The organism is Streptomyces sp. NBC_01241 (assembly GCF_041435435.1).
GTDB lineage: Bacteria > Actinomycetota > Actinomycetes > Streptomycetales > Streptomycetaceae > Streptomyces.
Map to the genome: position 1 here is coordinate 7,946,386 of NZ_CP108494.1, position 13,776 is coordinate 7,960,161.

7 protein-coding genes are annotated in these 13,776 nt (G+C 73.8%); all 7 read right to left on the minus strand.

The annotated features are described in order from the left end of the window. Nucleotides 1-95: 95 nt before the first annotated feature. The 7 genes from OG306_RS36080 to OG306_RS36110 all read right to left on the minus strand — a co-directional run bounded on the left by OG306_RS36080 (nt 96) and on the right by OG306_RS36110 (nt 13,724). A complete protein-coding gene (locus OG306_RS36080; RefSeq protein WP_266750613.1) occupies nt 96-815 on the minus strand; it encodes a response regulator transcription factor in 720 nt (239 codons plus the stop codon). Between the two features lie 202 nt (nt 816-1,017). Further along, nucleotides 1,018-2,541 (minus strand): MFS transporter, encoded by a 1,524-nt coding sequence (locus OG306_RS36085; RefSeq protein ID WP_266750614.1) that lies wholly within the window; start codon nt 2,539-2,541, stop codon nt 1,018-1,020. 72 nt (nt 2,542-2,613) lie between these two features. After that, entirely contained in the window at nt 2,614-5,664 is a 3,051-nt protein-coding gene (locus OG306_RS36090; protein ID WP_266750616.1) for a type I polyketide synthase, read from the minus strand. Next, nucleotides 5,661-9,701: an SDR family oxidoreductase gene (locus OG306_RS36095; protein WP_371666098.1), complete on the minus strand. Its 4,041-nt coding sequence runs from the start codon at nt 9,699-9,701 to the stop codon at nt 5,661-5,663. The genes OG306_RS36090 and OG306_RS36095 overlap by 4 nt, the downstream gene beginning before the upstream one ends. Then, nucleotides 9,698-11,308, minus strand: coding sequence for a type I polyketide synthase (locus OG306_RS36100; RefSeq protein WP_371666099.1), 1,611 nt, complete (start codon nt 11,306-11,308; stop codon nt 9,698-9,700). The genes OG306_RS36095 and OG306_RS36100 overlap by 4 nt, the downstream gene beginning before the upstream one ends. Then, entirely contained in the window at nt 11,305-13,056 is a 1,752-nt protein-coding gene (locus tag OG306_RS36105; protein ID WP_266750620.1) for a fatty acyl-AMP ligase, read from the minus strand. Before OG306_RS36105 ends, OG306_RS36100 begins: the two co-directional genes overlap by 4 nt. Further along, nucleotides 13,053-13,724: a class I SAM-dependent methyltransferase gene (locus OG306_RS36110; RefSeq protein ID WP_266750622.1), complete on the minus strand. Its 672-nt coding sequence runs from the start codon at nt 13,722-13,724 to the stop codon at nt 13,053-13,055. Before OG306_RS36110 ends, OG306_RS36105 begins: the two co-directional genes overlap by 4 nt. Nucleotides 13,725-13,776: the final 52 nt, after the last annotated feature.

Below are 13,776 nucleotides of genomic sequence, written 5' to 3' on the forward strand. Positions count from 1 at the left end.
TCTCCTTGGGGAGCTGTTTCCGCGTAACGGTGAGCCGCCCTTCGGCCTGTGGGGCGGGCCGGGGCAGGTGGGGCGGAAATGGGGCAGAGGTGGTGTCAGACGGCCGCGCTGTCGGTGCTGTCGAGATCGAGCAGCCCGCTGCGCAGTGCGACGGCTACCGCGGAGGCGCGGTTCTGGCAGTTCAACTTGCTCATAACATTGGCCAGATGCCGTTTCACGCCGTGCTCGGTGATGCCCATACGACGGGCGATACGGCGGTTGCTCAGTCCCTGGGACACCGCCCGGAGCGTCTCGTGTTCCCGTTCCGTCAGGCGCGGACGTGCGGCCTCGTTGCCCGAAACCCCTGATGCGAGGCGGACGACCTGGTGAAACGCCTCGGAGGACACGGTGATCGTCCCGCGGGAGCGCGGCGTGAGCACCTCGCGCGCCGAGGTCTCCTTGAGGTCCTCCAGGCGCAGTACCGCATGGGCGAGCACCCACTGCGCGGTGTCGAGCTGATCCTGCATCAGCGAGCGCAGGACCAGGACGACATGGGTCGCCGGGTGGAGCAGGAGCGGGCTGAGCAGCGGCAGGTCGCGCACACCCAGCGATGACGGCAGCACCAGGGTGACCGGACCGGTCACCGAGTCCGACGGGATGTCAGCGGCGCAGGCGGCCGCGAGTACGGACTGGGACAGCCCGCTGTCCAGGGCGAACTGCCTGAGCAGCAGTCTGGAAGAGGGGTCGGGATCGATGATCAGAATGCGTCGACAGTCCGCATCCTCTGTTTCGGCCTCCCCCTCGGCTCTACCGATTTTCTCGAACCCCTTCTGCAAGTGCCCTCCCCGTGTCGTCGCTTTCAGTCAAACGGCGGCCATAACTATTCGACAGAGAAGTGACGGAGTCAAGTGGGTATCGAAATGAGAGTTTGCTCCTTTGTTCATCAAAAAGGCATGTCAAATCGCCCCACCGGATTTTCTCCGGAAGGGCGATTTTCGCGACTCATGGGGCCGCGCCTGGCGGGCGCGGCGTCTTGGGTCAGTGGGCCATAATCGGTCCCGCCGACGGGTCGGGGCGCTCCTTGGGCAGCAGCGTCAGACCGCCCACGGCCGCGACGGCCGAGATGACCGCACAGGCCACGAAGGCGTTGTCGAAGCCGTCGAGCGAGGGGGCGCCGGCGCCTTCCAGGCCGGCCCCCGCGACGGCCGCGACCACTGCGATGCCCAGCGAGGCGCCGAGTTCGTGCGCGGTGTTCACCAGGCCGGAACCGAGTCCCGCGTCCAAGTGACCCACGCCGTGCATGGCGCTGGTGATGGCGCAGACGAAGCCGATCCCGAGGCCGAAGGAGAGCAGGGCGAACCCGGGCAGCACCTCGGCCCAGGCGTTCCCGCGGTCGACGCCGGACAGCAGCAGACCGCCGACCGCAGCGATGACCAGGCCCGAGGCGGACGTCACGCGCCAGCCGATCCGGGCCACCGCCTGGGAGGCCAGGTGCGCGCCGATGGTGGTGGCCAGCGCCGCCGGGAGGAACATCAGACCGGTGCGCAGGGCGCTGTAGCCCAGCACGTGCTGGAGGTAGAGCGAGCACAGGAAGAACCCGGAGATCAGCACGCCCGCAGAGGCCAGCATGACCAGGCAGCCACCGGCCATGGAGCGCCGTGCCAGGAAGGACAGCCGCACGAGGGGGGAGGCCGTGGAGCGCTCCGCCAGCACGAACAGGGCCGCGCAGAGCGCCGCGGCGAGCAGCGGGCCCCAGGCGGCGGCGTCGCCGAAGCCGTGGTCGCGCGCCTGCACCAGGCCGTAGATGAGCAGAGCGGGCGCCGCCGTCATGGTGAGCGCGCCGGGCAGGTCGATGCCCTTGTGGCGGCCGCCGGGCCCGGTGGTCGGACCGTCCTCCTTGACCAGGACGGGCACCAGGAGGAGCACGATGAGGCCGATCGGCACGTTGATGAAGAACGCCCACTCCCAGCCCGGCCCCGAGGTCAGCACGCCGCCGAGGAGCACGCCGAACGCCGCGCCCGTGCCGCCGATCGCCGCCCAGACGCCCAGGGCGCGATTGCGCTCGGGGCCCTGGAACGTGGCCATCACCGTGGCCATGGCGGCCGGGGAGAGGAAGGCGGCGCCGACACCCTGGGCGGCGCGGGCGGCGATCAGGGTGCCGCTGCTTTCGGCCAGTCCTGAGAACAGCGACGCCACGGTGAACAGGGCGAGGCCGCCGAGGAACGTACGCCGGCGGCCGAGGAAGTCGCCCAGCCGCCCCCCGAGCAGCAGCAGACTGCCGAAGAGCAGCGTGTACGCGGTGACCACCCAGGTCATCGCGGCCGGCGAGAGGGTGAGGTCGTCACCGATCGACGGCAGCGCGACGTTCACCACGGTCACGTCGACGATGAGCATGAACTGGGCCATGCACAGGAGCGTCAGGATCACCCAGCGGCGCGGGTTCGGCGCTGGTGGGGCCGGGTGTCCGTGCCCGTGGCCCTCGGGCTCCTCCGCGTGTTGGGCGTGCGGCTCGTCGCTCGGCTGCCCGTGTGCAGTGATCCGGGCTTGGCTCTCCGGTGTCACCGGACGCTCCTTAAGTTGAACACCACTGTCATGGTTACTGTAGGGCTTCAACTCGAATTTGAACAGCGGTGTTCAATTTATGTGGTGGGCGAGGCGGCGCGCGGTGGGGTGCTCGAAGACGTCCTTGGGGCGCAGGATCAGGCCATGTGTGCGGGCCTGTGCCGCCACCTGGTTGGCGAGCACCGAGTCGCCGCCGAGGTCGAAGAACCCGTCGTCGGGCCCGACGTGGGGAACGCCGAGCACCGCTGTGAGGATGCCGGTCAGGATGCGTACGGCGTCGGGTGTGGCGGCCGGATCGTCCTGCACCGGGGGCACCGCCGCCCCCGGCGTGTCCGCCTCGTCCTGCACCGGGGGCACCGCCGCCCCCGGCGTGTCCGCCTCGTCCTGCACCGGGGGCGCCGCCGCCCCCGGCGTGTCCGCCTCGTCGGTGAAGTCGTCCCGCGTCCAGGCGGCTTCCGTCCAGTGCCGCACACGTCGGAACGGATACCCGGGGAGCGGGACGGGGCCCTCGGCGCCGTGGCGGGCCGGCGTCCAGTCGACGTCCACGCCGGACTCCCACAGCAGGCCCAGCGCCCGTCCCCACGTCTCGGCCGCCGCCGCGGACTCCCGCGCATGCGGCAGCATGCTCACCGCGCGGTGCTGCCGCGACCACCGGTCGCTGCCCCGCAAGGTCGGGCCGAGCACGCGGCCGGGGCCGGCCTCGGCCACCATGCGCCCCTCCCCGGTGAGCAGGGTTCGGACGCAGTCCGCCCAGCGCACCGTGGCACGCAACTGCCTTGCCCAGTACAGCGGATCGACCGCCTCGGCGTCCGACAGCCAGGTGCCGGACACATTCGACACGAGGGGCAGCGACGGCACGTGGAAGGCGACCGTGCGGGCCACGTCGGCGAACCGCTCGGCGGCCTCGTCCATGGCGGCGCTGTGGAAGGCGTGCGCCGTGCGCACCGCGGTCACCCGCACTCCGCTCTCTTCCAGCCGCCGGGCGAGACGGCCGGCCGCGTTGTGCGGGCCAGCCACGACGCACGCCTCGGGGGAATTCACCGCGGCCAACTCCAGGCCGCTGCCGACCAGGTGCTCGCGCGTGCGCTCCTCGTTGAGCGGCACCGCCAGCATCGTGCCCGGCGGTGCGGAGTGCATCAGGCGGCCACGTGTCGCCACGAGCCGTACCGCGTCGGCGAGTTCGACCACACCGGCCAGGCAGGCCGCAGCGTACTCGCCGATGCTGTGACCGCCCACGGCGTCCGGTCGCACCCCGTACCGTTCCAGCGTGCGGGCCAGGGCGTACTCGACGGCGAACAGCGCGGGCTGCGCCCTGTCCGTACGGCGCAGCTCCGCCTCGTCGGAGCCGAACAGGACGTCCCGGATGTCCGAGCCCGCCGGCTCCGCCGCGAACAGCCATGCGCATCGGTCGAGTTCACTCCGGAACACCTCGTCGTCGCGGTACAGGTCCGCACCCATCCCGGGGTACTGCGCGCCTTGCCCCGGAAACACCAGGACAGGGCTCAGCGGGCGGCGCGGCACGGGCAGCACCGTACGGTCCTCCCGCAGGAGCCGGGCGGCGTGGTCGGGCGTGCGCGCCGCCACCGCCGCCCGGTACGCGAACCGGGCCCGGCCCTCGGTGAGCGTGTAGGCGACGTCGCCGAGGCCGGGGGTGCGGCCTTGCCGCCCGTCGAGGGCGTCGGCGAGCTGGAGCCGGGCATCGCGCAAGGCCTCCGCGGTGCGGGCGCTCAGCGTCAGCACCGGCACCGCGCCCGTACCGTCGGCGGGCGCGGACCGGGCCGGAGCGGGCGGCGCCTGCTCGACGATCACGTGGGCGTTGGTGCCGCCGACGCCGAGCGAGCTGACACCCGCGATACGCGGCCCGGGGGCCGGCCACGGCCGGGTGCGTACCGCCACCTCGAACGGGGTTCCCGCCAGGCCGAGTTCGGGGTTCGGGGCGGTGAAGTGGGCGGTGCCCGGGACTGTGGCCGACTCGAGCGCGAGCACCGTCTTGATCAGGCCGACGACACCCGAAGCGGCCTCCAGGTGACCGATGTTGCCCTTGACCGAGCCGATCAGACAGGGGGACGTGCGGTTGCCGTGCGGGTCGAGGGCCTGCCGCAGGGCGGCCATCTCCATCGGATCACCCAGCGCCGTCCCCGTGCCGTGCGCCTCGACGTGGCCCACCGCGTGCGGATCGACACCGGCCACGGAGAGGGCCTCCGCGACTACCGCCGCCTGCATCTTCACACTGGGAGCGGTGAACCCCATCTTCAAGGAGCCGTCGTTGTTCACCGCGGTGCCCCGCACCACGGCGCGGATCCGGTCACCGTCCGCCAGCGCGTCCGTGAGCCGCTTGAGGACGACGACCCCACCGCCGCTGCCGAACACCGTGCCGCCGGCCGCCGCGTCGAACGGGCGGCACCGCCCGTCCGCGGACATCATCGAGTCCGGCTCGTACAGATAGCCCGTGCGGTGCGGCACCTTCACCGTCATGCCACCCGCCAGTGCCACGTCGGACTCCCCGCACAGCAGGCTCTGGCAGGCGAGATGCACCGCCACCAGGGAACCGGAGCATGCCGTCTGCACAGTCAGGGCGGGCCCGCGCAGATCGAGCGCGTGGGCGACCCGGGTGGCGAAGAAGTTCGGGTCGGTCAGGGTCAACGCGTGGATGAGCGCGGGCGACGTGCCCGCCCCCAGGAACTCCTGGGGGCGGTGCCGGGAGAGCAGGTTGTACCCGAAGTAGCCGCTGAACGACGGCGCGCCGAACACGCCGACCGAGCCGTCCCGCCGGGCCGGGTCGTGCCCGGCGTCCTCGAGGGCGTGCCAGCAGCACTCCAGGAACAGGCGCTGCTGCGGGTCCATGGCCGCGGCGGTGGCGGGCGGCAGCCCGAAGAACGCCGCGTCGAACTCCTGGTACCCGTCGAGCACCCCCGCCCGGCGGACGTACCCCGGGTGGTCGAGCACCGACCTCGGTACGCCACCGGCCAGCAGCTCCTCGTCCGAGAGGTCGACCAGGCCCTCTCGCCCCGCGCAGATGTCCGCCCAGAACGCGTCGAGGTCCGCGGCGCCGGGGAACCGCCCCGCGATGCCGACAACGGCCACCGCCTCGTCGTCCGGACGCCCGTCCTGTGATGTGCTCACTGGTCTGTCCCCCTCTGTCGTCCCTTGCCCCGCCGGGCTCGTGCGGCGTGCAGCCGGGCGGCCCGTCCGTCGGTCCGGAGCGCAGCGTCGCGCACGCCGTCGGCGACGACCAGGCGCGGCCCGGCGCCCGCGGCCCGCGGCCACAGCGCGGCCGCCACCTGCTCGGCCAGCTCGTCGGCGCTCGCGCCCTGCAGCAGCCGGGTCACCGGGATGTCCACGGCGAAGTCCGCGCGCAGCGTGTTCTTGATCCGTACCGCTGTCAGCGAGTCGAGGCCGAGATGGACCAACGGCCGTCCGGCGACGTGCTCCGCCTCGGTGAAGCCGAGGACGCGCGCCACGCCCAGCAGCGTCCTCGCGCGCACGGCGGCGGCCCGCTGCCGCGGCTCCAGGGCGTCGAGGGCCGCCCGGTCGAACGCGTCCGGCCCGCCCTCGGCCCCGGCGAACAGTTCACCGAAGAACGATGAGGTGCGCGCCTGCGGATGGACGCGGGCGAACTCGGCGCCGCTGAGCCGGACCACACCGGTCCGCGGCGCGTCCCGCGTGAGCAGGACCTCCAGCGCGGCGAACCCCTCGCGCGCGGTGAGCGCGCCGACGCCCTCCACGGCCTTGCCGCGCACCGCGCCGATGTCGCTCCACGGGCCCCAGTTGACGGCGAGGGCCCGCTGCCCCGAGGCCCGGCGCAGGGAGACGACGCCGTCGAGGAACGCGTTGGCCGCGGCGTACGCGCTCTGCCCGGCCGAGCCCACCAGCGAGGCGAGCGACGAGTAGCCGACCCACCAGTCGAGGTCTGTCGCCACGGTCGCCTCGTGCAGCCGCCAGGCGCCCATGGCCTTGGGCGCCCACACCCCGTCGAGACGCTCGGCGTCCTCCTCGGTGACCAGGGCGTCGTCGAGCACGGCTGCCGCGTGCACCACACCGCGCAGCCTGGCCCCGGTCGCCTCGACCGCCGCGACCAGGCGCGCGGCCGTGCCGGGCTGCGCCACGTCGCCGTTGACCAGCTCGACGCGGGTGCCCATGGCGCGCAGCGCCGCGAGTTCCCGCTGCGCCTTGTCGCCGAGCGGACCGCGGCCGCCGAGCACCACGGCGCCCGCCCCGCGTTCGGCGAGCCAGCGGGCGGTGGCCAGGCCCAGGCCCCGGGTGCCGCCGCTGACGAGGTAGCCGCCGCCGGGCCTGACCGCGATGTGCGGCCGGGCGTCGGGAGCGTCGGGAGCCACGACGAGCCGTGCCGCGTACCGTTGCCCGGCGCGCCAGGCCACCTCGTCCGGGCCGTCGGTGGCGAGGATTTCGGCGGCCGTCCGGTGCGGATCGGTGGCCTCGTCCACGTCCACGGTCCTGGGCCGCAGTTCGGGCCGCTCCTGGTGCAGCGAGCGCACCGCGCCGCGCAGCGCGGTCTGCGCCGGGTCCGGCCGGTCGCCGGCGAGCACGGCCTGGGCGCCGGCCGTCACCACGGTCAGTGCGGGCGGCGCCGTGCCCGACTCCTCGTGGGTGCGTAGCAGAGCGGCGGCGGTCCGCAGCAGCGCCGCCACCGCGCGCCTGCCCGCGTCCGGCACCGGCTCGGCGTCACCTCTGGCGGGCCACGCCGAGAGGACCACCAGGTCCGCCGTGCCGGCGGGGGGCGGCGGGCCGCTGTCGGGCCGCACCGTGCAGCGCGCTCCGGCGGCGGTGAGGGCGGCGACGAGGGCGGTCAGGCGCGGGTCGCCGTCGGCGGGCGCGTCGGGGTGCAGTACCAGCACGCTGCATCCGTCGCCGAACGGGGCGTGGGGCGCGGGCAGTTGATCCCACCGCACCTCGTGCAGCAGCGGTGCGACATCGACCGGCAACGTGTCCTCGCCGACCGGGCTGAGTCGTACCCCCGTCAGGGACGCCACTTCGGTGCCGTCCTCGGCGTACACCCGTACGTCGGCGAGCAGCCCGCCGTGCACGGGTCCCGGGCTCAGCCGGGCCCGGCTCACGAGCGTGTCACCCGGAGTGCCGGTCACCCTCAACTCGCCCACTCCAGTGGGTAGATGAGTGCCTTCGATGTCAGGCGGCAGGAGCGCGCCGAGCCCGTGCAGACACGCGTCGAGGAGCGCCGGGTGGAACACGAACCGTCGGTCGCGCGGCAGCCCGGCGGGCCGCTCCACCCGACAGACGACCGTGCCGTCGGCCACTTCCACCTCGGTGACCGCCGCGAAGGCCGGGCCGTGTTCCTGGCCGAGGGCGCGCAGCGCCGCGTACACGTCGGCGGGCTCGCGGCGCTCGCCTTCGCCGGGGGCCGGTGCGCCGGGCGCGGGGACCGGGGCGGTGGCGTGGCGGACCCGGGCGGTGGCGACGACGTGCGCGGACGAGGCGGCGCCCGCGGAGACGGTGACCGTCCCGGCGTCGGCGTCCGGGTCCTCGTCGAATGCGGTCGTGACCGTTGCCACCGGCGCCAGCGGCAGCACCCGCCGGAACTCCAGGTCGCTCACCGCTACCTGCCCGGGTGCGGCGCCGAAAGCCTCGCAGGCGGCGGCCAGCACCAGCTCCGCGTAGCCCGTGCCGGGCAGCACCGGGGCTCCGTGCACCTGGTGGTCCGCCGCCCACGGCACCGTGTCGCGGCTGATGCGGCTCTGCCACACATGGCGCACCGGCACGCCCGGCAGCACGATGTGCCGTCCGAGCAGCGGGTGCTCGGCGGGTGCGGGCAGGGTGCGGCGGCGCGGCGGGAAGTCCTGGCGCTGCCAGGCGTACGAGGGCAGGTCGGCCAGGCGTCCGGTGGGCACCGTCTGCCGCGGCAGCGGGAAGCCGGCGCAGTGCAGTGCGGCGAGCGCCTCGCCGAACGCGGTGGACAACTGCGCACCGCGCTGCAGCGTGCCGATCACGGTGCTGCCGTCCGGGCGGCCCCCGCCGGCGTCGAGCAGTGTCTCCAGGACCGACTGGGCCACGACCGGGTGCGGCGACACCTCGAGGAACACCCGCAGTCCGTCGTCGGCGGCGGCGCGCACGGCCTCCGTGAGCCGCACGGGCCTGCGCAGGTTCTGTGCCCAGTACGCGGCGTCGAGCGCGGGCCGCTGACGGGGGTCCTCCGAGGTGGCGCTGTAGTACGGGAGCCGGAGTTCACCCGCCACCAGGTCGGCGAGGCCCTCGTGCAGATCCGCGAGCAGCGGATCGACCAGGGGGCTGTGCGCCCCGATCCGGACCCCCGGCACCAAGCGGGCAAGGAGTTCCTCGGACTGGCACTCGGTCACGAACTCCGCGACCGCGTCGGGGCGCCCCGCCACGACGCAGGCGCGGGGCGACGAGTGGACCGCCACGGAGATCCCGGTGCGGCCCGCGAGCCTGGCGCGGGCGGTCGCGGCATCCAGCTCCACGAGGGCGGTGGCCCCGGTCCCGGCGAGCCGCCGCTCCATCAGCCGGGAGCGGCGGCAGATCACGCGCGCGCCGTCCTCGGCGCTCAGGGCGCCCGCGACGACGGCAGCGGCGACCTCGCCCATCGAGTGGCCGATCACTGCGGCGGGCTCGACGCACGCCCCGCGCCACATCTCGGCGAGCCCCACCTGCATCGCATACACGGCCGGCTGTACGTGGTCCATGCCCGAGCCCACGAGGCCCGGTGCTGCCAGCAGGGACCGCAGCGAGATGCCGCTCTCGGCCCGGACCACGGGTTCGATGCGGTCCACGAGTGCGGCGAACTCCTGGTTCCCGGCCAGGAGTTGGCGACCCATGCCGTCCCATTGCGAGCCGTGCCCGGAGAACACGAAGACCGGGGCGCTGGCGGCCCCTTCGGCCGCCCGGCCGCGCTGCGCGCGCGGCCCGGTCCCCGCCCCGTCGGCCACGGCGCGCAGCAGCCCGACGAGGGTCGTCCGGTCCGGTGCGCGGAGCACCAGGCGCTCCCTGAGGTGCGCGCGGCGCAGCGCCAGGGTGTGCGCCACATCGGTGAGCGGAGTCTGTGCGCCCCCGTCGGTCAGCCAGTCGGCGAGCCGGCCCGCGCCCGCGCGCAGCGCGTCGGCCGAACGGGCCGAGAGTGCGAACAGCAGGTCTTCTCCGTGTACTTCGGTGTCCAGGGCTGAGTGGTTCATACGAAGCTGTGCTCCTGCTCGGTGGCCGGTGCCTCGACCAGTACGGCGTGGGCGTTGGTGCCGCCGAAGCCGAACGAGCTGACACCGGCCGTGCGCGGCTGTGCGCCGCGCGGCCATGGGGTGGGGTGGTCCACCACGGAAAGGCCCAACTCGTCCAGGCGAATACGGTCGTTGGGCTCGGTGTGGTGCAGGGTCGGCGGAATGAGTCCGTGGTGCAGGGCGAGCACGCACTTGGCGAACCCGGCGAGCCCCGCGGCGCCCTCCAGGTGACCGAGGTTGGACTTGACCGAGCCGATGCGCAGCGGATCGCCGGGGGCACGGTGCCGGCCGAGCGCCGCGCCGAGCGCGGACGCCTCGATGGGGTCACCGAGCGGTGTGCCGGTGCCGTGCGCCTCCACGTACCCGCTCTGCGCCGGGTCGAGCCCGCACTCGCGCCACACGGAGCCGATCAGCTCCTCCTGGGCGGCGGGGTTGGGCGCCATGAGGCCGTTGGAGCGGCCGTCCTGGTTGACACCGGTGGCCCGCACCACGGCGAGGATCCGGTCCCCGTCGCGCTGTGCGTCGGCGAGCCGGCGCACCACGGCCACCACACAACCCTCGCCTCGTACATAGCCGTTGGCTCCTGCCGAGAACGGGCGGCAGCGTCCGTCCGGGGACAGCGCCCCGCTCTCCATGAAGTTGAGCGTCACGCCCGGCGACAGGAGCAGGTTGACGCCGCCGACCAGGGCCGTGTCGCACTCCCCGGACAGCAGCCCCTGCCGCGCCAGGTGCAGTGCGACCAGCGACGAGGAGCACGCGGTGTCCACCGTCAGGCTGGGCCCGCGCAGGTCGAGCACGTACGACAGGCGGGCCGCGAGGACGCTCAGGGCCGCGCCGGTGCCGGTGCGGGCGGTGATCGAGGGCAGGTCCTCCAGGGCGCCGCGGCCGTGGTCCTCGCTGCAGGCGCCGACGTACACGCCGGTGCGTCCGAGCGCCCCGGATGCGGGCGGCAGGCCCGCGTGTTCCAGCGCCTCCCAGGACACTTCGAGCAGCAGCCGCTGCTGCGGGTCCATCTCGGCGGCCTCGGCCGGGGCGATCCCGAAGAACTCGGTGTCGAACCCGGTGACATCGGACAGGAACCCGCCGTGCGGATTGACCCGGTCGACGACCTCGGCATGCGCCGGGGACAGCGCGCGGTACGTGTCCCAGCGCCCCTGCGGGACCGTGCCCACCGCGTCGGTGCCGGTGCTGAGCAGGTGCCACAGGCCGGCGGCGGAGTTGGCGCCGCCGGGCAGTCGGCAGCCGAGGCCCACGACGGCGAGGTCGTCCGACGGTGCGGCGGCCCCCGTCGTGGCGTTCAACTGCTCGGCCCCATCTTCCATATGTGCCCCGTCCGACGTGGAACGGCCGAGGAACGAAACCAGTTGACGGATCGTCGGATACTGCCACAGCAGGGTCGGTGCGAGCGTGCGGTCGAGCAGTTCCTCCAGTTCGCCCGAGAGAGCCACGGCGTCGCGCGAGGCGAATCCGTACGCGTCGAACGGCGCGTCGGGGTCCACGGCGGTGTCGGGGATGCCGGCCCGCTGAGCGACGCGCCGGATCAACAGACGGGTCAGGTCCTCGGTCACCGCGCACCGTCCACGGTGGCGCCGGAGAGCGCGCCCGACAGGTACAGCTCGCGGCAGGCGGCCCGGCGGATCTTTCCGCTGGTCGTCTTCGGGATGGTGCCGCGGCGTACCAGGAACACGTCCGGCACGTCCAGGGAGTGCCGGCTGAGCAGGGCCGTCCGTACGGCGGCGCGCACCTGCCGCGGGTCCTCGACCTCCCGGGGCCGGTCCAGCTCCGCGATGACGACGGCGCGTTCGGCGCCGTCGCCGGGCAGGGTCGCGCAGAACGCGGCGACATGCCCGCGCCGCACGGCCAAGTCGGCCTCCTGCACGGTCAGTTCGAGATCGGGTGGGTGATGGTTGCGCCCGTCCACCACGATCAGGTCCTTCAGCCGGCCCGTCAGATACAGCTCGCCGCCGTGCAGGAAACCCAGGTCACCGGTGCGCAGCCAGGAGCCCCCGGCGTCGCCCGACCCGTCGGCGAGGGCCGCGCCGAACACCTCCGCGGTGCGCTCCGGGCGGCCCCAGTACCCGTCGCACACATTGGCGCCGCGCACCCACACCTCCCCGGTGCGGCCGTCCGGCACTGTCGTACGGGTCTGTGGCGCGACGATCCGTACGTCCTGGTCGGCGGGGACGCCGCATGCCACCACGGGATATCCGGCGGCGTCGGACTCCGGCAGGATCTGCACGCGCTCCTCGGCGAGCGCGGCCCGGTCCAGAGTGAGCACGCGGGGCGCGGCGGGCGTGCCAATGGTCACGGCGAGCGTCGCCTCGGCCAGCCCGTAGCTGGGGCAGTGCGCCTCGTGCCGGAAGCCGTGCACGGCGAATCGGTCGGTGAAGCGGCGCAGGGACGAGCCGCGCACCGGCTCCGAGCCGTTGACGACGGTGCGCAGCGCGGAGAGGTCGAGGCCCTCGCTGCCGCGCTCGGTGACGCGGTCCACACACAGATCGAGTCCGAAGTTGGGTGAGACGGTGTGGGTGCTTTGATGCGCCGACATCAGGCGCAGCCAGCGCGCGGGCTGCTGCACGAAGGCGAACGGCGGCATCAGCACGGCGGGCACCTGCGCGATCAGCGGCACGGCGATCATCAGCAGGAGGCCCATGTCGTGGAAGAACGGCAGCCACCCGGCGATCCGCGCCCCCTCGTCGATGCCGAGCCCGGCCCGCAGCTGGGCGGCCCCGGTGGCGAGATTGCGGTGCGTGACCTCGATGCCCGCCGGGCTCCGGGTGGAGCCCGACGTGTACTGGAGGTACGCCGTGGCGTCGGGGTGCTCCACGACGGGCAGCAGCACCGAGCGGACCAGGGCGGGCTCGACGCGGTCCACGCACACCACCCGGGGCGCCCGGTCGCCGGGCAGCTTGCCGCTCAGGGCCCGCGTCTCCTCCTCGTAGGGCGTGGTGGTCAGGACCACGGCGGGCGCGCAGTCGGCCATGGCGAGCTGGAGCCGCTCGTCGGTGCGGAAGCCGTCCGGCGCGTACAGCGGCACGGCGAGCATCCCGGTGTACAGACAGCCGAGCAGCGCCGCGACATAGTCCGCGGTGTGCGGGCACAGGATCGCGGCGCGGTCGCCCGGTGTGCCGAAGGCGCTGAGCGCTCCGGCCACGGCCCTGGCCCGGGTGTGGAGTTGGCCGTACGTCAGCTCCTGCCGGGTGCCGGCGCGGTCGGTGGAGTAGTCGACGAAGGTCATCGCCACGGTGTCCGGGCGGTGCCGTGCGGCCTCACGGACCGCGGCCACCAGACCCGGCGGGGCGCTCGGGGTACTCACTCGCCTGTCACCTGCTGTTCCTTCGGCCGCGCGCTGCCGCGCGCGTACGGCGTGTTGGTGGGGTAGCGCGGCCAGGGGCGGACGAACTCGTGCACCTGGACGTCGTATCCGGCGTCGCGCAGCGCGCTGAGCAGCCTGCGGTTGGCGTGGCAGCCGCCCGCGACCCGGCGCCACAGCGGCGCGAGCACGTCCTGGAGCAGTCCCACCGCCCCGTGCGCCCGTACGTGCTCGAAGAAGATCAGCCGGCCGCCGGGCCTGAGGACGCGTCGGATCTCGGCGAGCGCGGCGTCCAGGTCGACGACCGTGCACAGCACGAGCGTGCACACGGCGGTGTCGAACTCATCGTCGGGCAGCGGAAGTTGCTCGGCCCAGGCGTCCACGACGGTCACGTCGAGGGGGAGCGCGGCGGCCTGACGCTCCAGCTTGGCCCGCATCTCGCTGGCGGGTTCCACCGCGACGAGCGAGTCGGCCGACGTGTAGTAGGGAAGGTTGGCACCGGTGCCGGCACCGATCTCCAGGACCCGGCCGGTGAGGCCGCCGCACATCAGGGTGCGCAGCGGCCGGCCCCAGGTCTCCTCGGCGCGGCGGGTCATGGCGTCGTAGTAGCGGGCGAAGAACCGGCCGCTGCGGCTCTCCAACTGTGGATTGAGGTCCGTGGTGGTGCTCATGATCGAAATCTCCTGCGGAGGTCGTAAGCCGTAAGGGGAGGGAGCCGTGGGA